Source organism: Paraburkholderia strydomiana (genome assembly GCF_031456815.1).
Taxonomy (GTDB): domain Bacteria; phylum Pseudomonadota; class Gammaproteobacteria; order Burkholderiales; family Burkholderiaceae; genus Paraburkholderia; species Paraburkholderia caledonica.
The window spans coordinates 77462-96502 of sequence record NZ_JAVDVL010000018.1 but is presented as its reverse complement, the minus strand read 5'-3'; the positions used below and the strand labels follow the sequence as shown (position 1 = coordinate 96502).

Sequence of the window (19041 nt, the reverse complement as noted above, 5' to 3'; positions counted from 1 at the left end):
GTAGGTAGGTAGCGGCCGATATCGGATCGATTGAGGCCGTCACAAAAACAAAGGTCATCGTTATGAGCACTTCCGGTTTATCGCCCGATGTGGCGCAACCGTCCGAGCTGGAGTTCCCGTATTCGTCGCTCGAATACCGGCAACATCAGATGTTCCCGCGTCTGTCACCTGCGGAAATTCAAAGCCTGCGCCGCTTCGCGCGGCCGATGAACTTCAAGGCAGGCGAACTGATCTTCGAGACCGGGCAGGTCGCGCTGGGGCTTTTCGTGTTGCTGCATGGCCGCGTGAGGATTTTTTCGCGCGACAGCTTCGGCCGCTCGACGCTCGTGACCGAGCACGACGACGGCCATTTCATGGCGGAGATGGCGCAGCTTTCCGGCAAGCCCGCGCTGATCGACGGCCTCGCGCTGACCGATGTCGAGACGCTCGTGATCGAGCCCGAGCGTCTGCGAGCGCTGATCGTCGCCGATGCGCAACTCGGCGAGCACATCATGCGCGCGTTGATTCTGCGCCGGCTCGGACTGATCGAGCAGGGGCTCGGGCCGATTATCGTCGGTAATGGCGACGACGCACGCCTCGTGGGATTGCAAGGCTTCCTGCGGCGCAATGCGTATCCGGCGACCGTGATCGACGCGCGTTCCGATCCCGAAGCCGTGACCCTGCTCGGCGGCATGACGACCGGGCCCGGCGACTTTCCGCTCGTGTTCTGCCCGAACGGGCATGTGCTGCGCGCGCCGGACGAGGCGCAACTCGCGTCGTGCCTCGGACTCGTGCCGACCTTCGAACAGTCGCACAGATACGACGTCGCGATCGTCGGCGCGGGTCCGGCCCGACTGGCGGCGTCGGTCTATGCGGCTACCGAGGGGCTCTCGGTGGCCGTGTTCGATCAGCGCGCGCCAGGCGGCCAGGCCGGCGCGAGTTCGCGCATCGAAAACTATCTGGGCTTTCCGACCGGCATCTCCGGGCAGGCGCTCGCCGCGCGCGCGTTCCAGCAGGCGCTGAAGTTCGGCGCGCACCTCGCGATTCCAGGCAAGGTCACCGAAGTAACGCGGCAAGACGGGATGTTCGTGCTGACGCTCGTCGACGGCCAGCGCATCAGCGCGCGCACGGTCGTAGTGGCGAGCGGCGCCGCATACCGCAAGCCGACAGTGCCGGGCTTCGAACGTTTCGAGGGACGCGGCACGTATTACTGGGCGTCGACCATCGAAGCGAAGCTCGTCAAAGGCCAGGACATCGTGCTGATGGGAGGCGGCAACTCGGCGGGCCAGGCCGTGGTGTTTCTTGCGAACTTCGCGCGCAGCATCCGCATGCTGATTCGCGGCCAGGACCTCAACGCGAGCATGTCGAAGTATCTGATCGACCGCATCGGCTCGCTGCCGAATGTGTCGTTGTGTACGGGCTGCACGCTGCGCGGGCTCGAAGGCGATGAAGCAGGGCTCACGCATCTTCGCGTGCGCCACGAAGCGAGCGGTGAAGAGGAAGTCCTGGCTTCGCGACATCTCTTTCTTTTCATCGGCGCGGAGCCCAAAACGGATTGGCTCGGCGCAAGCGGCGTCGAGCTAGACAATCGCGGCTTTCTCCTGACCGGCATGGCGAGAAGCGGGCAGGGCGCGTCGGCGGCCAGTGCGCACTATCCGCTCGAAACCAGCGTGCCGGGCATGTTCGCGGTCGGCGACGTGCGCTCGGATTCCGCGAAACGTGTCGCCGCCGCGGTCGGCGACGGCGCGGCCGTCGTCGCCCAGATTCATGCGTACCTGAGCCAGTCCACGAAGCTCGCGGGCACCCCCTGACGGAGCAGACAATGAAGTCGATTCAACGAAGTGCAATCCTGCATGCGGCGGCCTGCTGCGTGCTGCTATTGAGCGTCGTCACGAGCCTGTGGAGCGGTGTGGCGTATGGCGCCGCGCCTCAGGTCAGGACTCAGGGCCCGGGCTTTTACCGGATCATGCTCGGCGGCTTCGAAGTGACGGCGCTGCTTGACGGCACGCATCCGTTTCCAATCGACACCGTGATCGAAGATGTTCCGAAGGCGGAGATCGCGCGCGACCTGGATCGCGATTTCCTGCAGGCGCCGGTGCAAGGCTCGATCAACGCGTTTCTGATCAACACCGGCTCGAAGCTGATCCTCGTCGACTCCGGCGCGGGCGTGCTGTATGGCGATTGTTGCGGCAAGCTGCTCGCCAATCTGCGGGCGGCCGGCTATCGGCCCGGACAGATCGACGAGGTGCTGCTGACGCATCTGCACAAGGACCATGTGGGCGGCATCGCGACGAGCGGCGCGATGGCCTTTCCGCATGCCGTCGTGCGCGTGAGTCAGACCGAAGCCGACTACTGGTTGAACCCGGCCAACAAGTGCAAAGCGCCGGCCTTTCTCAGCACTTTCTTCGACGCTGCCAGTGCGAGCGTCGCCCCGTATATCGCGGCGGGCCGCTTCAGACCTTTTCAAGGCGATGTCGAGCTCGACCCAGGCATTCGCGCCGTCGCGCTCGATGGACACACGCCCGGCCACACCGGCTATCGGGTGCAAAGCGGCGCCCATCGTCTGCTCGTGTGGGGCGACATCGTGCATGTGGCGGCGATCCAGTTGCAGAACCCGACGGCATCGGTCGAATACGACACCGATGCCGCCGCGGCCCAACGTTCGCGACGCACCGCGCTCGAACTCGCTGCGAGGGAGCGCTATCTGATCGGCGCCGCGCATATCGCCTTTCCGGGCCTCGGGCACATCAGGCAGAACGGCAACACGTACGACTGGGTGCCGGTCAATTACGAAGCGGCGCCGGCTCAGTGACGCAGCGTGGCCGGGTCACGCTGCCGGCCACTTCTGTTATGAGCGCTGCGCCAACTTTCGAGGAGAATCACGATGCACATCGAATCCCCGGCCAGGCAATGCAAGACTGCAGCGAGGCACGAAGCGGACGTGCATCATGACGCTTGCCGCATCGCGCACGACGACCACGCGGCCACGCACGACGAGAGCCTTGCGCCCGTATGGAGTCACGTGATCAAGCGGCTCCTTGCCGGTTATCGCGGCGAAGCGGAAGGCGAAGCCTATCTTGCACCGCCGCTTACGCGCGAGGCCGCCAATGAACCGTCGCGCCACCGGCAGGTCGAGGTGATCGAGCGTCTGTCCGAGACGTCGATCGCGGTCCTCTGGCAGGACGCCACGCTATGCCGTTACGCGGACCAGGTATGGATCAGTTGCCGCGCGAGACTAAAAGGACGCTGTGCGGTGAGCGGGGCGACGATCCGCCGTAATGATCTGATCTACAAACCAAGGGTGCGCAGCGCAGTCCCGGTCAACGCGGCCGCGATGATTCTGGCGTCGGTCGTCGACCTGCAGCATCCGCTGGTTCAATACAAAAATTTTGAACGATAGCTTCAGTTTTTTCCGCGCATGCGAAGTTGCGGTTGGTCTAGACTTCGGGGACTCATCGCCGGGCCGCTGTTGCCCGGCAGCTTCTCCACCGGTTGCGTCCTGGATACCGCCTCATGATTCGCATCGGACCTCTTCAAGTGGACCTTGCCAGTCGGGAACTGCTTCTCGACGGACAACCCGTGCGCATCGGCAGCCGCGCATTCGACATGCTGGCCGTGCTGATCGCCGCGAAGGGCGAACTCGTGTCGAAGAACGACATGTTGAAAGAGGTGTGGCCCGACACCATCGTTGAAGAGAACAATCTTCAGGTTCATATGTCCGCGCTGCGCAAGGTGCTCGGCGAAAGCCGCGGACTCATCCAGACTGTATCGGGCAGGGGCTACAGGCTCGTCGCAAGGCAGTCGCCGCTGCCGCCCGCCAACGGCGTCAATCAACCCGATTCCCGAGTAGCCGATGACCGGCAGGTTCGTTCCGCCGGTCAGGTGCCCCACAATCTACCTGCGAGTTTTTCGCCGCTGATCGGCCGCGACGGGGCGCTGCGCGACGTAGCGCGCACGCTCGCGTCGGCGCGGCATGTCACGCTTCTCGGCGCGGGCGGCATCGGCAAGACACGCCTCGCGGTCGAAGTCGCGCGAGTTCTGCTCGACCAATATCCGGACGGCGTCTATCTGGTCTCGCTGGCGTCCACGTCGGACGCAAACAGCGTACTCGCGATGTTCGCTGCGAGCGTGGGCGTGAGCAAGGCGAGCGGTCCGCTCACGCTTACGCGGGTCAGCCGCGAATGGGGCGAACGGCGAGTGCTGTGCGTGCTCGACAACTGCGAGCATGTGCTCGGCCCCGCTGCGGAACTCGCCGAGGCGCTGCTCAATGCTGGCCCTGGCGTACGTGTTCTCGCAACGAGCCGTGAGCCGCTGCGCGTCACCGAAGAGCATTTGTATTGGGTCGCCTCGCTCGACGTTCCTTCGCACGACGATCAAGGTGAGCACGTGCTTCAGTGCAGCGCCGTACAGCTGTTCATGTCGCGCGCCCGAGCAATGGACGCGCGCTTGTCGTCCGACGAGCGAAGCATCCAGCTGACCGGCACGGTGTGCCGCCGGCTTGACGGCATACCGCTCGCAATCGAACTGGCGGCGGCCCGCGCGGCGATACTCGGCATAGAAACGCTCGCGGATCATCTCGACGATCGCTTCAATATGCTCACGGGCGGCAATCGTACGGCGCTGCCCCGGCATCAGACGTTGAAGGCCACGCTCGACTGGAGCCACGGGCTGCTCGACGACGCGGAACGCGCAACGCTGCGCAGGCTCGGCATTTTCGTCAACAGCTTTTCGATGGACGCTGCCATCAGCGTCGTGACGGACATCGGCTTGCGCGAGCAGGAGGTGATTGCGGCGCTGTCGGGCCTCGTCGAAAAATCGCTGGTCGTCGCCAACGTGGAGCGCGGCCGGGCGAGCTATCGGCTGCTCGAAACCACTCGCGCGTACGCACTGCAAAAGCTCGACGACAACGGCGAGCGGCGCACCGTCACGCTCAATCACGCGCGCTATTTCACCGGCTTGCTGGAGCGCTACATGTCGGCCGAAGCACGCTCCGAGGAGGCCGACGCCGACCGTTGGCATTCGCGTATGCGTGAATGGCTCGACGATCTGCGCGCGGCGCTCGGCTGGGCGCTTTCGTCGAAGGGCGACGACGCGCTCGCAGAGAAACTCGCGGTCAAAGTGGTTGCGCTGCTGTACGAACTGTCACTTGTCGACGAATGCTGCGCGTGGGCGCGGCGCGCGCTCGATAGCGTTGCGCAAACGCATGGCGGCTCGGGCTCGACTCGGCATTTGCGAGTTCGCATGCAACTGCTCGCCGCGCTCGGTGCGGCGCTCGTCTACGTGAACGGACCGAACCGCGAAACGCTCGCGATCTGGGCCGAGGTGCTCGCGCTGGCCATCGCGCTCGGTGACCACGCATTCGAAGCGCGCGCGTTGTGGGGTATGTGGAACGCGAGCCAGTCTTCAGGCGCGGCTCGAAATGCGCTTGCGTTCGCGCATCGATTCGCGTCGCTCGCGGCGCAGACGGGCGACGCAAGCAACGACATTCTTGCTTCGCGCCTTCTCGGCATCGCGTCGCACTACGCGGGCGACCAGCAACAGGCGCGCGCGTCACTCGAACGGTTTCTCCAGCACACCGACACGCTCCAGCACGGCTTGCCACTCGGGCAGTCGATCGATCAGGGCGTGGTGGGACGCGCCACGCTTGCGCGTCTGCTGTGGTTTCAGGGCTCGCGTGACGAGGCGCTCGATCTGGCCGAAGCCTGCGTCGCGAGCGCGTGTGCGCAGGACCAGGCCATCGTCACCTGCTACGTGCTGGTCGAAGCGGAGATCCCGCTTGCGCTGCTGTCGGGCAAACGCGAGCGCGCGGCAGACGCAATTGCATTGCTGCGCGATGTGTCGGCTCGTACGGGTCTCGGTGTATCGCAGGCATGCGCCCGCGCTTTCGACGAGTATCTGCGCTCGCTCGACGACGTGGGCCCCGAGCGGCTGAATGCGTATCGCGCCGCTCTCGACGAGCTTGACGTACTCGAGTACGGTGCTCAACGCGCGATGCTCGTCGCACGGTACGGTCTTGCATTGGGGCGCGCCGGGCGACGCGACGAGGCAATCGCAGCGGTGACGCGAGCCTTGGCGCAGTGCGACGAAAGCGGCGATCACTGGTTTGTGGTCGAACTGCGGCGCGCATACGGCGAGCTGCTTTTGCTCGGCGCTGCGGGCTCGCCGCCAGGTGGCGATGTCGTCACGGATGCCGAGGCGTGCCTGACCGCCGCGATGGAGGAATCGCTCGCGCAAGGTTGCCGGTCGTTGCAATTGCGCGCCGCGACGAGTCTCGGCCAGTTGTGGTGGGCGCAAGGGCGCGCCGCCGATGCGGTGCGTCTCGTCGAATCCGCGTGTGCGAGGCTAAGCCAGGGGCGCGATCTCGAGGACTTCGCGGCCGCGCAACAACTGCTCGATGCCGCGAGAGTTGCGTCCCGGGTCGTGACGCCGCGCGTGGACAGGCAGGGCGATGTGGACCTGCGTCTGGATCCGCATCTCAATCCGCATCTGAGCCCGCATTTGAACTCGCGTCTGCCGAAGCGTACGCGGCAGAAAGTCAGCGAAGGCCGCTAGCCTGCGCCGAGCGGTTGGATCGCACTGCGTGGCATGGCGTTCGCCCTGTCACGCGTTCACTTGCGTCTGCTGCATCTGCTGTTGCACGGCTTTGTCGATCAGATCCGGCTGATTCAGCCGATCGACCCACCAGCGCAGTGCCTTACCCGTCTCGTCGTCGCGCCACGCCAGATAAAAGTGCGTGACGTCACGCATGCCGAGCACTTCTTTCTGGACGAGTTCACCGCGCCTGAGCGCGTCGATGGCGAGGCACTCGGGAATCGTGCCCGCAGCGAGCCCGCGCAATTGCGCAGCGAGCTTCGTTTCGAGCGTGGGCACGGTCAGCACTTCCTGATTAACTGCAAGCGCAATGGTGCGCGGTGCGAGATCGCGCGACGTATCGCCGATTGCAACCGCGCGATGCCGTGCGACAACATCGAGCGTAAGCGGCCCGGGCAACGACGCAAGCGGGTGCTGCGGCGCCACCACGAACACGTGCCGCAGCGAGCCAATAGGCTTCGCGATGAGATTCGGGATTGCCGGCGGATCGCCCGCGGCGCCGACAATCAGATCGGCACGGCGTGTAAGCAGCGCATCCCAGGAACCGCCCAGTACTTCTTTGGACAGATGCAGGCGCGTGTCGAGCTTCAGCCCGTAAAACTCGTCGACGTGATCCCACAGCAGCGCGAACGGAATGATTTCGTCGACGGCCACGTACACGTCGGACTCCCAGCCTTGCTCGATGCGCTTCGCCTTGGATTCCAGGTCTTCCGCCGCCGCGAGAAGCCGGCGACCTTCCTCGACGACCACGCGTCCCGCATGCGTGAGGGTGGCGCGCCGGCCGCTGCGGTCGAACAGCTTGACGCCAAGATCCAGTTCGAGCTTCTGCACGAGATAGGTTAGCGACGAAGGCACCTTATGCAAGGTTTCTGCAGCGCTTGCAAACGTGCCGGTTCGATCGACGGCGTCGAGTACCTGGAGAACTTCAAAGGAAAGGTTCATGGCGAAGAGTGAAATCCATCTGGGCCGGACGGCTGAAGCGCCCAGCATACTGGATTTCATCTCGCTCGCGGGTGTCTCGCGGTTGCGCTTATCTTTGCGTGTCGTCCTGCTTCTCGTCCCGCTTGTCGTACCGTCACGCAATGCGGCCGTTTGACGACAGCGAGGCTTGCATGGCGTCGGACCCGTGTCCCGGCCTCTGCGCAGGCACATTTGCAGCGCGCTTTGCGAGCCGTTCGAATTCGGTCACGTCGTGACTGCAGAATACGGTCACAGCGGACTCGCGTAGCGAGAGTTCACGTAGGCGCCGCTGATTGTCGAAACGCGCCGTGCGGTCCTTCTCCAGCATCCACTGATACATGCGAAGCCCCGGCGTGCAATGCGGCGTGGCATGCATCTCCGCATGATAGAAATAGGCGTCGGCGGCGTTGAAAAGCCATTGCTCGCCCGTCGTGTTTACGGCGATTCCCGCATGCCCGAACGTATGTCCGCGCAACGGAACGACGAGCAGTTCAGGCGGCAGTCCGTCGAGTTGCTGCACTCGCGAGAAGCCGTTCCACGCTTCGCCTGCACTCGCCTGATACACGCGCCAGTTCACCGAAGTAGACCATTGTTGTGGACGAAAACGTTGGCGGTCCATCCACGTCTTTTGCTCGAACGCGTAATCGCGCTCCACTTGCAACATATGCACGGTCGCATAAGGAAAATCGTCGAGCCCGCCGGCGTGATCGAAGTCCAGATGACTCAGCACGATATGCGTGACGTCGCGTGGACTGAAGCCGAGACGCTGAATCTGGCGGATTGCAGTCATCTCCTCGCGGAAATCTGGACTCACGAGCCCGAGAAAAAAGCGGCTGATGCGCGAGCGCGGATCGGCGACGTCGCGCAGCCCAAAGCCGGTATCGACCAGCACGAGTCCCGCGGTGGTCTCGACAAGCAGGCAATGGCAGGTGAGCAGCCCGCGCTCGGCGAGCGACCGGGTGCGCCCGTCCATCAGGCGGCCGCCCAACGGACAGGTGGAAATGCAGTTCAGATGGTGCACGATCATCGCTTTTCTGCCGGAGCCGGAAGGTTCCGTAGTCTGGCGCAAGCGATGTACCCGGCCGCGCCAGTTACGCCGCTAGCTGGACATGAGCAGCGCGGCGCCGCAAAAACGGTACGCAAACGCGTGCGACCTTTTCAACGCTCAAGACAGCGCGTCGACGACGCGGTACATTTGAAGTCCGTACAAAAAATCACGGAGACAAATGTGGGACGCTATTCAGAGGACCAGCTTGACGAGTTTGCCGCGGCGTTCGAACGCGACGGAATGGTCGTATTGAGAAACCATTTTCCGGCGGAAAAGCTTCGCGCATGGGCCGAGGCTTTCAAACCGTTGCTAGACGAGCGGCTTGCATCCAAAGCGACGGCCGTACGCGGTGAAAACCGGCACTACATCACGCTGCCGTTTACCGGCGTGTTTGCCGACGAAACCATCTTTTGCGATGCGGACGTGCTCGCGATAGTCGAGCGCGTGGCGGGCGACGATCCTGTCATGTGCCAACTCGCCACCGACACGCCGCTCAACGGCTCCACCTATCAGGACGTGCACCGCGACACGCCGGCGTTGTTCGACGGCGAGCCCGAAACGCCTTCGTTCCAGCTGGCAGTGAACTTCCCGTTATGCGATGTCACGCTGGAAAACGGTCCGTTCGAAACCACGCTCGGCACGCATCGTATGCGCTCGGAGGAGGCGTTGCAGGCATGGCGCGAAGGGCGTGTGCCATTGCAGGCGATTCCAATGAAGCTGGGCGATGTGATGATCCGCGACGTGCGGGCGTTGCATCGCGGCACGCCGAACAAAACCGACGTGCCGCGTCCAATGGTGGTGATCGGCTACAGCAGAAGCTGGTACTTTCGGCCCGAAGTGCATGTCGACGTACCTGCGGCTGTCTACGACCAGTTGAGCGCGCGGGGCAAACGGTTGTTGCGATACATGCCGCGGGTCGAGGAACTGGACACCGCACCGGGCGCCGAGCACTATCGGAAGTTTGCTTATTGACGGGTGTCTTTGCGTTTCGTGTGATGCGTTGGGAGGCGCGGATGCCGGACCGGGAAATCAGCCTCGCGCCTTCCGCGCAAAGTACTCCGCCGCCATTAGCCGGAAAGCAATGACGGCCGGATTGTCCTGATCCGCTCGCCAGGCCATGCTCATCTCCGCCTGGATCGAATGCTGCGCAATGAACCGGAATTCCACATTGTCGTAATGGAACCGCTGCGCCGACGCGGGCAAAATCGCAACGCCCAGCCCCGCGCGCACGAGCGACAGAATGGTGGGCGTCTGATCGATGTACTGCGCAATGTTCAGATTCACGCCTTCCGTCGCGAGCATCCCCATGATGCGGTCGTGAAAGTACTTCCCTTGCGTGGGCGAATGCATGATGAACGGCTGCTCGTCGAGTTGCTTCAATGCGATCTGCTCGAATTGACACAACATGTGCCGCTTCGGCAGCGCGACGATCAACGGCTCTTCGTCGACGAGAAGGAACTCGAGCTTCTGCCTGGATGGCAAAGGCCGGAGAAAGCCGAGATCGATCGTGTTCGCGGCAAAGGCTTCGATCTGCGCAGCCGAGACCAGTTCGAGCAAGACCACGTCGATCTCAGGCAACACTTCGGTTGCCGCCACCAGCAACTCGGGAATCAGTTCATAGCCTGCCGCGCCGGTGAAGCCAAGACGCACGCGCCCGGTTTTGCCCTTGCTCGCGCGCCGTACCGTGCTTTCGGCCTGCTCGGCGAGATTGAGCAGACGCGTGGCGTCCGCGAGAAAGACGCGGCCTTCCGTCGTCAGCTTGACCGTGCGGCCAATGCGTTCGAAGAGCATGACGCCCAGGTTGTCTTCGAGTAACTGGATCTGTCTGCTGAGCGGCGGCTGCGTCATGTTCAGCAGCGCAGCCGCACGCCTGAAATTCAGTTCTGTTGCCGCCGCAACGAAGCAACGCACTTGTCCGAGATCGAGCATTCTTGTATCGACATGGATGGGGAAGTCGACGGTCATTATAGGTGCGCGCGCTCTCGCTCGATCCGGGCATGGCAGAACAGCCGCTGCTTCAGGTCGTGAGGCTGCCCTCGGGACGTTGCCCGGCGAGTGCCTGCGCGAGACTTGCGAGCACCATTTCACCCATCGCCGTGCGAGATTCGATCGTGGCGCTTGCGCGATGCGCCTGCAGCACGACACGGTCCATTTCGAAGAGCGCGGACGGCACATTCGGTTCGTCGACGAACACGTCGAGACCCGCGCCCGCGATCACGCCGCCACGCAACGCGTCGACCAGATCGCTTTCGACCACCAGCTTGCCGCGCGCCACGTTGATCAGGTAACCGTGCTTGCCCAACGCATCGAGCACCGCGGCATTCACGATGCCTTGCGCCTTGTCGGCGGCTGCGGCCAGCACCAGAAAATCGCAGCCGCGCGCGAGCGACAGCAGGTCGGCAACGAACGGATACGCGACATCGTCCATGCGTCGTAAATCGGTGTACGTGATAGGGCAATTGAACGCAGTAGCGCGTTGTGCAATTGCGCGACCGACTTTACCCATCCCGACGATGCCCACCCGCTTTCCGCTCAGACGGTGCGACAACGGCAATGCACCCGGATGCGGATTCTTCTGCCAGTTGCCCGATTTGACGAACTCGTTGCCCGCGCATATTTCGCGGCACACCGCGAGCATCAAACCGATGGCGAGGTCGGCGACATCTTCGGTCAAGGCGCCGAACGTTGCCGTGACCGGAATGCCGCGCGAACGCGCGAATTCGAGGTCCACGGCATCGGTGCCCACGCCGTTCACCGCAATCACCTCCAACGCGGGCAACCGTTGAATCATGTCGTTTGCGATGCCCGTATGTCCGCCGGTGATCACGCCTCTAATCGACTGCCCGTGCTCGCGGATATACGCGTCCTTATCGTTCTGTTCGAAGAGGCGATGCACGGTGTAGAGCGAGGCGAGCGTGTCGTTGATCGCGGGAATCAGAATAGGGTTCAGTTGCAGAATGTTCGGTTTCATTCCGTGCGCTCCTTTGTTGTAGTTGGCGGTCGTCGCGACGCCGTATCCGGCGCACGCATCCAGTCGCAATGTCGGCGGATGATGGGCTTTTTCATTCGCCGCGTCCAATCCCAAAACGCTATCAGTTGATCCACGGATCGACACGCGAAGGGCGAGCGTTATCGATTCAATTCCGGCATCAATCAATAGCGAGAAAAGATTGGACGGCGTATGGCACGGCGGCCAGAATCAAAACCGTCAGAAGGAGCGTTCCTTCACCCACTTCCCAGCAGGGAAGGGAAATAAGTTTCAAGCACATTGGAGACAAACGTGAAAACGTGCCGCCGTATCGCGCCCATTGCTTTTACGCCCACTTTCCCGCGCAACATCGCGAGGGGACCGGTATGAACAATGCGGAGGGTGTCGTCGCGGGTGCGAAAGCGCAGCCGGTCGCGGAGAAGCGTACCGGCCACCGTTGGATCGTGATGGGGCTGATCTTTTGCATCTGGGCCATTGCCTGCGCCGATCGCGCCAATTTCGGCATTGTATTGCCGTACCTGAAGAAGGAATACGGCATTACGAATACGCAGGCCGGACTGATCGTGAGTCTCTTTTCTTTTGCGTATGGATTCGTGCAGATACCGGTCGGCCTGCTTTATAAACGGCTCAGCGAAAAGACCACCGGCTTTCTGTTTTCGATCTTCATGATACTCACGTCGGTGTTTACCGGCCTCATGGGCACTACGTCGTCGGTGTTCCTGTTGCAGGCATACCGCGTGGGTCTGGGTCTATCGGAAGGCCCGCTGGGCATCGGCTGCACGAATGTGATCAACCGCTGGTTTCCCGCAAAAGAGAAGGGCACGGCGACGGGACTCTGGATTGCGGCGTCGAAGCTCGGTCCGCTGATCGTGCCGTCGGTTTGCATCGTCGTGATCCAGTTGTGGGGATGGCGAGAAATCTTCTATGTATTCGCTGTGCCGGGCATTCTGCTCGCCATAGTCTGGATGTTCACGGTGACCAACTCGCCGAGCGAGAACCGCTTCTGTTCCGAGGCCGAACAACGCTATATCGCCGACGATACGCCGCGCCAGGCCCACGGCGCGCACGCATCGCGGCGCAACGAAGTCGCGCATATTCCGTATCTGGATGCGTTCAATCGTACAAAACGTGTTGCTCAACTCGAGACGATCCGGCAGGTGTTCGGTTCATGGAATATCCTGGGCGTCGCGATTGGCTACGGTTGCATGATCGGGATCAGCAACATCTTCATGTCGTGGATGCCGACGTATCTCGTGACCGTCAAGGGTTTTGCTTCTGTAAAGATGGGCTTCCTCGCATCGGCGCCATTTATTGGTGCGGTGGCCGGCAACATGCTGGGCGGCGTGATCTCCGACCGTTTGCTGGGCGGCCGCCGCAAGCCGATGATGATGCTCGGCGCGCTCGGCACGATGCTGATGATGCTTCTGCTAATCGACGCGCCCGACAGCGTCGCGTATCTCGGGGTTGCGCTGATACTGGCGGGCCTGATGCTCGGCATCGGCTTTGCAGGATATTCCGCGTATCCGATGGGACTCGCGACGAAGTCCACGTATCCGGCGGCCTTCGGTATCGTGAACTGCGTGGGCCAGATTGGCGGCGCATGCGCGCCGCTGGTCGTCGGCATTCTGCTCGACAAGTACAACTGGACGAGCGTGTTTCTCTACATGGTCGGCACCGCGCTGTTATGCCTGCTGCTGCTCTTCAGCGTGATCGAGCCGATTGCCGCGGGGCGTGGGGACGGCGCCGAGGGGAAGGCGAAATAGGAGCGCGGGTAGTGGCCGCACGCCGCCTATGCGGCCACCACGTCGCAGCCATGCTCGAAAGAAAGTGGTGAGCGCTTAGTCGAAATCGAACACGTCGAAAATCGAACGCTTCTTCTTTTGCGTTCGATAACCCGAGCGATGATCTTCGTACCGGCGGTCACTGTCGTAAGCGCGGTCATGCTCCCGGTGGTCATGGCGGCTTGCGCTCGCCGCACTGCGCAGGCCGGTCTCCGCGGTGTCTTGCGCGATCAGCTTGTCGAGCTCGCCGCGATCCAGCCACACGCCGCGACAGTTGGGGCAATAGTCGACCTCGATCGAGCGACGCTCGGTCATGAGCAGATCAGTTGTCTTGCAAGCAGGGCATTTCATGGTGTCGCTCCTTATAGTACAAGTACAAAGACGCCGTGTGCCCGATCGGACACGCTACTTGATCGGGCGGAAAAACGCCGGTCCGGTTATTCAACGGTACCGATTGCGCGCCTGGTTTTCGCGCGGCGCACCAGCATGTTCACCGCCTCGACGAACGCGGAGAACGCCATCGCCACATAGATGTAGCCCTTCGGCACATGCGTTCCAAAGCCCTCCGCAATCAGCGTCATGCCGATTACGAGCAGAAAGCTCAATGCGAGCGTCACAATGGTCGGATTGCGCTCGATAAACTGCGACAGCGGACGAGCAGCGAACAGCATCGCCATAACGGCGCTAATGACCGCGAGAAACATGATCGGCAAATGCTCGGTCATGCCGACAGCCGTGATGATGCTGTCTACCGAAAACACGATATCGAGCACCAGAATCTGGCCGATTGCGCCAGCGACGGTCAACTGGACAGTGCTGCCCGCGCTGCTGCGTTCCTCTTCCGCGTGAACCACGTGGTGATGCATTTCACGCGTTGCCTTCCACACGAGAAAGAGACCGCCGCCGAGCAGAATAAGATCGCGCCACGAGAACGCGTGGCCGAGCAGGGTAATGGCGGGCGCGGTCAACTGCGCGATCCAGGCAACCGTACCGAGTAGCCCGAGTCGCAGCCCTAGCGCGAGCATGATGCCAAGACGCTGCGTGCGAGCACGCTGCGCCTCAGGCAGCTTGTTGCTGAGGATCGAAATGAAGATGAGGTTGTCGATGCCGAGCACGATCTCCATCACGACCAGCGTGAGGAGCGCAACCCACGCGGCAGGGTCGGCAGCGAGTGTGAGCAGGGTGTCCATGGTGTACGTCTGCTTATAAATGGATGACGGTGGAATAACGATCATGATCGCCGCACTCGGTGATCGGATAAACCAGTGTTAATCTGAGCGATAGATCGGTTTTTCCGAAGTTCATCGTCGCGGACCACCTACATGCTCAACTACCGTCACTTGTACTATTTCTGGATCGTCGTCAAAGAGGGCGGCTTTGCGCGCGCGGCAGAGCGGCTCGATATGGCCGTTCAGACCATCAGCGCGCAGGTGCGTGAACTGGAGAAGTCCATCGGGCGTCAGTTGCTCAAGCCCGCTGGTCGAGGCGTCGCGATGACAGAAGCCGGCGAGAGCGCTTTTAGTCGCGCCGAGCAGATCTTTCAGCTCGGTGAGGCGTTGCTCGATGACATGCGCGAGGCGGGCGGCGAGGGCGTCGCCCGGTTGGCGGTCGGTCTGTCCGACGGTATTTCGAAGCTGGCGGCGCACGCACTGCTCGCGCCGGTGCTCGGCACGCCGTCGCTCAGGCTCTTGTGTCATGAAGGGGAGCACGCGCAGTTGTTATCCGAACTCGCACTGCACCGGCTCGATCTCGTGTTGGCTTGCCAACCGGCGCCGCATAATTCCGATCTGCGGGTGGTGAGCCAGCGGCTCGCCGGTTCGCCGGTGGACTGGTACGGTCCGGCTGATATCGCGCGCAAATCGGCGCGCGCGGGGTTTCCGCAGTGCCTCGCCGACTTGCCAGTGCTCCTGCCGACGCGCCACGGCGCGTTGCGTGGGCGGCTCGACCGCTGGTTCGATTCGCAGGGCATCCGGCCGCGCGTCGTCGGCGAATTCGAGGACAGCGCGCTGATGGCGGTGTTCGCCGCGCGCGGCCTGGGCGTATTTCCGCTCGCTGAACTAGGTGCGGAAGATTTGTCGCTACTGCGCGGCCTGCGCTGGCTCGGCCGCGCGGACGGAGTAATCGATGAGATCCACGCCATCCGCTCGCGCCGCGGCCAGCATCATGCGCTGGCTTCTCAGGTGGTGGCCACTGCGCGTCCATGAGCGCGCGACGCGGGCCACTTAAACCCGGCGCGGCCCACGGCCGGTTTCAAGTCGTGTCCCCATGCGTTGAAGACCGCAGCGAGCAACGCAATTTCGCCGTCGGCCAGATAGTCGTCCGCGACCGTTACCGCAACACATAGACGAATGATCTTGCGGCGCAAGACGGGATCGTCGATTTCGTCGATGAGCGTCGTCAGCATGGCCGCGTCCAGGCGGCCCATTGGAGGCGCGGACGACATCTGCGCGATCGAGCGATCCTCGCAGAGCGTCTGCACGATATGGGCGAACTGGGCCGGCGCGAGACCGAGTTCGCCCGCGATGTCCAGCTTTTCCAGCACGCGTTCTTCCGAACTGCATACGTGGCCGTCCGAAGTGAGGGCCAGCGCGACGATACGTGCTGCTGCCTGGGGGCTGTTACGCGGATAGGTTCGCATGGTCGGGTCCTTTGGTAGGCGATGTCCGTGTTGAAGTGAACCCAGTCTGCGGCAATACCCAAGCCGGATAAACCTGTTAATAACGAAGTTATAGTTCGGCAAAACCGATGCTTCAGCTCGCTGTAAATCGCGGCGCGGGTTGCCTCCACCTGCATGCAGGCAAGACCTGCGTCATGAAATGCCCAGTTGCGTTGCCGTGGCGTCGATCGCGTTCTTCGCCTTCGAAACAAGCTCGTCGATCTCCTGTTTGCTGATGACGAGAGGCGGCGACAGCAGCATACGGTCGCCGCTCGCGCGCATGATCAGATTGCCGTTGAAGCAGAAGTCCCGGCAAACGCCGCCCACATCAACACCATTAGCAAAGCGTTTGCGTGATGCGGGTTCTTCCGCAAGCTGCAATCCCGCCACCAGTCCGGCACCGGCAATCTCACCGACAATCGGATGGCGCGCGAAGGTGTCGCGCAGTTTCTTCTGGAAGTAGGGTCCCGTATCGGTCTTGACGCGCTCGACAATTTTTTCGTCGCGCAGCAGTTTGAGATTTGCTACCGCAACGGCGGCGGCCACCGGATGGCCCGAGTATGTCAGCCCATGATTGAACTCGCCGTTCTCGATAATCGCTTTGGCAATGCGGTCGTGCAGGCCGACGGCGCCCATCGGTACATAACCGCTCGTCAGCCCTTTCGCCATTGTGATCAGATCGGGCCTGAAACCGAAATGTTGATGAGCAAACCATTCGCCGGTACGGCCAAAACCACCAATCACTTCGTCCGCGACTAGCAGGACGTCGTACTTGCGGCAGATGCGCTCAATTTCCGGCCAGTATGTGGACGCCGGAAAGATGACGCCGCCCGCACCCTGGAAAGGCTCGCCGATAAACGCAGCCACGTTGTGCGCGCCAATTTCCCGGATCTTCATTTCGAGTTGTTGCGCCCGGGCAAGCGCGAACTCTTCCGGTGTCTGACTGCTATTTGCTTCGCCGAAGAAATAAGGTTGATCGATATGCACGATGTTCTCGACTTTCGACGGCATCTGCTCGTGCACGTAGCCCATGCCGCCAAGCGTACCGCCTGCGATCGTCGAGCCGTGGTAGCCGTTCTTGCGCGAAATCACGACCTTTTTTGAGTGCTTGCCCTGCGTCGCCCAATATCGATGGACGATACGCAGCACCGTATCGTTGGCTTCCGATCCACTGTTGCAGTAGAAGAAGTGATTGAACGGCTCCGGCGCGAGTTCCGCGAGCAACGCCGACAACTCGATTACCGGCGGGTGAGTGGTTTTGAAGAACGTGTTGTAGTAAGGCAGTTCTTCCATTTGCCTGTACGCCGCATTGGCCAGTTCTTTGCGGCCATAACCGACATTAACGCACCACAGGCCCGCCATGCCGTCGATAATCTTGTTACCTTCCGAATCCCACAAGTACACGCCGTGGGCTTTCACGATCACGCGGCTGCCGCTGCGATTGAGCGCACCCATGTCGGAGAACGGATGAATGTGATGCGCGGCATCCAGCGCGCGGTACTCCGCGGTGGTGCGCTGCTGCGCGGTGCGTGCGCCTGCGGCAGGTTCGGCAGGTTGCACGTAGGCGACTTCTTCTGTTCTGTAGCTCATACTGCCTCCGGTTTTCTCACGTCTGCGTTTGCGTTTGCGTTCGGGCTCGGGTTCGGGCTCGCGTTTGATTCACACGTGCAATAGCAGATGCCGGCGTTCCCATGAACTGATCACGCGAAAGAACGCTTCGTATTCGGTCTCTTTTAGCGCAAGGTACGCTCGCACGAACTTGTCGCCGAGTACCTCTGCAATGGGCTCGCAGGCGCCCATTAATGTCAGCCCCTCTTCGAGATTGCGCGGTAGCTGGTAGGGCAACTCATATCCGTCGCTCAGCAGCGGTTCGGTAGCGTCGAGCTTTTGTGTCATGCCGAGATAACCGGCCGCAAGCGTTGCCGCTATTGCGAGGTACGGGTTGCAGTCCACGCCGGGAATCCGGTTTTCAATGCGGCGCGCAGCCGGCCCCGAATGCGGAATGCGAAAGCCCACCGTGCGATTGTCGTATCCCCACGCGACGTTTATCGGCGCGGCCATGAAGCGCGAGAGACGCCGATATGAATTGATGTATGGGGCAAAGATCGGCATCAACGCGGGCGTGTATTTTTGCAAGCCCGCTATGTAGCTGGTGAAAAGCGACGTGGGCTTGCCGTCGGCGCCGGTAAAAAGATTGCGGCCGGTTTCCCCGTCGACGAGGCTTTGATGCATATGCATGGCCGAGCCAGGCTCGCCTTCCATCGGCTTGGCCATGAAAGTGGCGTACATCTTGTGCCGCAATGCCGCTTCGCGCACCGTGCGCTTGAAGAGGAACACACTGTCCGCGAGTTTGAGCGGGTCGCCATGCATGAAGTTGATCTCCATCTGCGCGGCGCCCACCTCATGAATCAGCGTGTCGACCTCCAGTTCCTGAACGTCGCAATACTCGTAGATGTCTTCGAAAAGCGGGTCGAATTCGTTGACCGCTTCTATCGAGTACGCCTGACGTCCGGTCTCGGCGCGCCCGGTGCGGCCAATGGGCGGCTGCAGCGGCAGGTCGGGGTCCTTGTTCATATCGACCAGATAGAACTCGAGCTCGGGTGCAATGACCGGCTTCCAGCCCTTCGCCTTGTACAGTTCGAGCACACGGCGCAGCACGCGGCGGGGCGAGATGGCGACAGGCGTGCCGTCGAAATGAACGCAATCGTGAATCACCTGAGCGGTCGGGTCGACGGCCCACGGAATCATTCGTATCGTGCTGGAGTCGGGCACGCATACCATGTCGGGGTCGGTGACGCCCGTGAGCGTGCCGCCGTCCGGATAGTCTCCGGTGACGGTCTGGATCATCACGGCCTGCGGCAAGCGCATGGACTCGCCCGACTCGAACTTGCTGCGCGGAATGATCTTGCCGCGAGCAATGCCCGCCATATCCGGGATGATCGCTTCGATTTCGGTGACGCGATTTTTCTTTAGAAATTCGTCGATGTCATGCATGATTTTCTCTCTGTGTGTTGCGCTATCGCGCAAGCCTGCCTGG

The 19041-nt window shown here is 62.1% G+C and carries 16 protein-coding genes; 7 read left to right on the top strand and 9 right to left on the bottom strand.

Translation table 11 applies throughout. The annotated features are described in order from the left end of the window. Window positions 1-62 precede the first annotated feature (62 nt). From J2W46_RS31355 to J2W46_RS31340, 4 genes are all read left to right on the top strand, one after another. Window positions 63-1790 (top strand): FAD-dependent oxidoreductase, encoded by a 1728-nt coding sequence (locus tag J2W46_RS31355; protein ID WP_310359323.1) that lies wholly within the window; start codon window positions 63-65, stop codon window positions 1788-1790. 11 nt (window positions 1791-1801) lie between these two features. Beyond that, window positions 1802-2791: an MBL fold metallo-hydrolase gene (locus J2W46_RS31350; RefSeq protein ID WP_310359320.1), complete on the top strand. Its 990-nt coding sequence runs from the start codon at window positions 1802-1804 to the stop codon at window positions 2789-2791. 72 nt (window positions 2792-2863) lie between these two features. Continuing rightward, on the top strand, window positions 2864-3379 hold the full coding sequence (locus tag J2W46_RS31345) for a DUF3331 domain-containing protein (protein WP_087754593.1): 516 nt from the start codon (window positions 2864-2866) through the stop codon (window positions 3377-3379). Window positions 3380-3492: 113 nt separating this feature from the next. After that, window positions 3493-6531, top strand: a complete 3039-nt coding sequence (locus J2W46_RS31340; RefSeq protein WP_310359317.1) for a winged helix-turn-helix domain-containing protein — start codon at window positions 3493-3495, stop codon at window positions 6529-6531. 48 nt (window positions 6532-6579) lie between these two features. Here the strand turns inward: J2W46_RS31340 and J2W46_RS31335 are convergent, their stop codons facing one another. Together J2W46_RS31335 and J2W46_RS31330 are read right to left on the bottom strand one after the other, a co-directional pair. Further along, complete coding sequence (locus J2W46_RS31335; RefSeq protein ID WP_310359315.1) at window positions 6580-7512, bottom strand: LysR family transcriptional regulator; 933 nt, start codon at window positions 7510-7512, stop codon at window positions 6580-6582. Between the two features lie 133 nt (window positions 7513-7645). Next, window positions 7646-8557, bottom strand: a complete 912-nt coding sequence (locus J2W46_RS31330; protein ID WP_310359312.1) for an MBL fold metallo-hydrolase — start codon at window positions 8555-8557, stop codon at window positions 7646-7648. Window positions 8558-8758: 201 nt separating this feature from the next. Here J2W46_RS31330 and J2W46_RS31325 point away from each other — a divergent pair, with 201 nt between their 5' ends. Next, window positions 8759-9550 carry a phytanoyl-CoA dioxygenase family protein gene (locus J2W46_RS31325; RefSeq protein WP_310359309.1) on the top strand — a complete coding sequence of 264 codons (792 nt, stop codon included), beginning with the start codon at window positions 8759-8761 and terminating at the stop codon, window positions 9548-9550. Window positions 9551-9607: 57 nt separating this feature from the next. Here J2W46_RS31325 and J2W46_RS31320 read toward each other — a convergent pair whose 3' ends face one another. Together J2W46_RS31320 and J2W46_RS31315 are read right to left on the bottom strand one after the other, a co-directional pair. Beyond that, on the bottom strand, window positions 9608-10507 hold the full coding sequence (locus tag J2W46_RS31320; protein WP_310359348.1) for a LysR family transcriptional regulator: 900 nt from the start codon (window positions 10505-10507) through the stop codon (window positions 9608-9610). Window positions 10508-10595: 88 nt separating this feature from the next. Continuing rightward, window positions 10596-11549, bottom strand: coding sequence for a 2-hydroxyacid dehydrogenase (locus J2W46_RS31315; RefSeq protein WP_310359306.1), 954 nt, complete (start codon window positions 11547-11549; stop codon window positions 10596-10598). 383 nt (window positions 11550-11932) lie between these two features. Here J2W46_RS31315 and J2W46_RS31310 point away from each other — a divergent pair, with 383 nt between their 5' ends. Further along, window positions 11933-13330: an MFS transporter gene (locus J2W46_RS31310; protein WP_310359303.1), complete on the top strand. Its 1398-nt coding sequence runs from the start codon at window positions 11933-11935 to the stop codon at window positions 13328-13330. A 75-nt stretch (window positions 13331-13405) separates the two neighbouring features. On the opposite strand, the gene J2W46_RS31305 is transcribed toward J2W46_RS31310, so the two are convergent. Both J2W46_RS31305 and J2W46_RS31300 read right to left on the bottom strand, forming a co-directional pair. Next, window positions 13406-13699 (bottom strand): TFIIB-type zinc ribbon-containing protein, encoded by a 294-nt coding sequence (locus tag J2W46_RS31305; protein WP_087754597.1) that lies wholly within the window; start codon window positions 13697-13699, stop codon window positions 13406-13408. A gap of 86 nt (window positions 13700-13785) precedes the next feature. Continuing rightward, window positions 13786-14538, bottom strand: a complete 753-nt coding sequence (locus J2W46_RS31300) for a TerC family protein (protein ID WP_087754729.1) — start codon at window positions 14536-14538, stop codon at window positions 13786-13788. 132 nt (window positions 14539-14670) lie between these two features. On the opposite strand from J2W46_RS31300, the gene J2W46_RS31295 reads away from it, so the two are divergent. After that, on the top strand, window positions 14671-15552 hold the full coding sequence (locus tag J2W46_RS31295) for a LysR family transcriptional regulator (protein ID WP_020066102.1): 882 nt from the start codon (window positions 14671-14673) through the stop codon (window positions 15550-15552). Here J2W46_RS31295 and J2W46_RS31290 read toward each other — a convergent pair. The 3 genes from J2W46_RS31290 to J2W46_RS31280 form a co-directional block, all read right to left on the bottom strand. Then, the gene (locus J2W46_RS31290; RefSeq protein WP_310359299.1) at window positions 15525-15986 is read right to left on the bottom strand and encodes a TerB family tellurite resistance protein; all 462 of its coding nucleotides are present in this window, start codon (window positions 15984-15986) and stop codon (window positions 15525-15527) included. The two genes, J2W46_RS31295 and J2W46_RS31290, sit on opposite strands and share 28 nt — an antisense overlap. A gap of 171 nt (window positions 15987-16157) precedes the next feature. Next, a complete protein-coding gene (locus J2W46_RS31285; protein WP_310359297.1) occupies window positions 16158-17594 on the bottom strand; it encodes an aspartate aminotransferase family protein in 1437 nt (478 codons plus the stop codon). Between the two features lie 69 nt (window positions 17595-17663). Then, window positions 17664-18998, bottom strand: coding sequence for a glutamine synthetase family protein (locus J2W46_RS31280; protein WP_310359295.1), 1335 nt, complete (start codon window positions 18996-18998; stop codon window positions 17664-17666). Window positions 18999-19041 lie beyond the last annotated feature (43 nt).

Excerpts from the sequence above, each read along its gene's own strand:
- J2W46_RS31355 (WP_310359323.1), top strand. The coding sequence starts at position 63 with ATGAGCACTTCCGGTTTATCGCCCGATGTGGCGCAACCGTCCGAGCTG.
- J2W46_RS31350 (WP_310359320.1), top strand. The coding sequence starts at position 1,802 with ATGAAGTCGATTCAACGAAGTGCAATCCTGCATGCGGCGGCCTGCTGC.
- J2W46_RS31345 (WP_087754593.1), top strand. The coding sequence starts at position 2,864 with ATGCACATCGAATCCCCGGCCAGGCAATGCAAGACTGCAGCGAGGCAC.
- J2W46_RS31340 (WP_310359317.1), top strand. The coding sequence starts at position 3,493 with ATGATTCGCATCGGACCTCTTCAAGTGGACCTTGCCAGTCGGGAACTG.
- J2W46_RS31335 (WP_310359315.1), bottom strand. The coding sequence starts at position 7,512 with ATGAACCTTTCCTTTGAAGTTCTCCAGGTACTCGACGCCGTCGATCGA.
- J2W46_RS31330 (WP_310359312.1), bottom strand. The coding sequence starts at position 8,557 with ATGATCGTGCACCATCTGAACTGCATTTCCACCTGTCCGTTGGGCGGC.
- J2W46_RS31320 (WP_310359348.1), bottom strand. The coding sequence starts at position 10,507 with ATGCTCGATCTCGGACAAGTGCGTTGCTTCGTTGCGGCGGCAACAGAA.
- J2W46_RS31315 (WP_310359306.1), bottom strand. The coding sequence starts at position 11,549 with ATGAAACCGAACATTCTGCAACTGAACCCTATTCTGATTCCCGCGATC.
- J2W46_RS31310 (WP_310359303.1), top strand. The coding sequence starts at position 11,933 with ATGAACAATGCGGAGGGTGTCGTCGCGGGTGCGAAAGCGCAGCCGGTC.
- J2W46_RS31305 (WP_087754597.1), bottom strand. The coding sequence starts at position 13,699 with ATGAAATGCCCTGCTTGCAAGACAACTGATCTGCTCATGACCGAGCGT.
- J2W46_RS31300 (WP_087754729.1), bottom strand. The coding sequence starts at position 14,538 with ATGGACACCCTGCTCACACTCGCTGCCGACCCTGCCGCGTGGGTTGCG.
- J2W46_RS31295 (WP_020066102.1), top strand. The coding sequence starts at position 14,671 with ATGCTCAACTACCGTCACTTGTACTATTTCTGGATCGTCGTCAAAGAG.
- J2W46_RS31290 (WP_310359299.1), bottom strand. The coding sequence starts at position 15,986 with ATGCGAACCTATCCGCGTAACAGCCCCCAGGCAGCAGCACGTATCGTC.
- J2W46_RS31285 (WP_310359297.1), bottom strand. The coding sequence starts at position 17,594 with ATGAGCTACAGAACAGAAGAAGTCGCCTACGTGCAACCTGCCGAACCT.
- J2W46_RS31280 (WP_310359295.1), bottom strand. The coding sequence starts at position 18,998 with ATGCATGACATCGACGAATTTCTAAAGAAAAATCGCGTCACCGAAATC.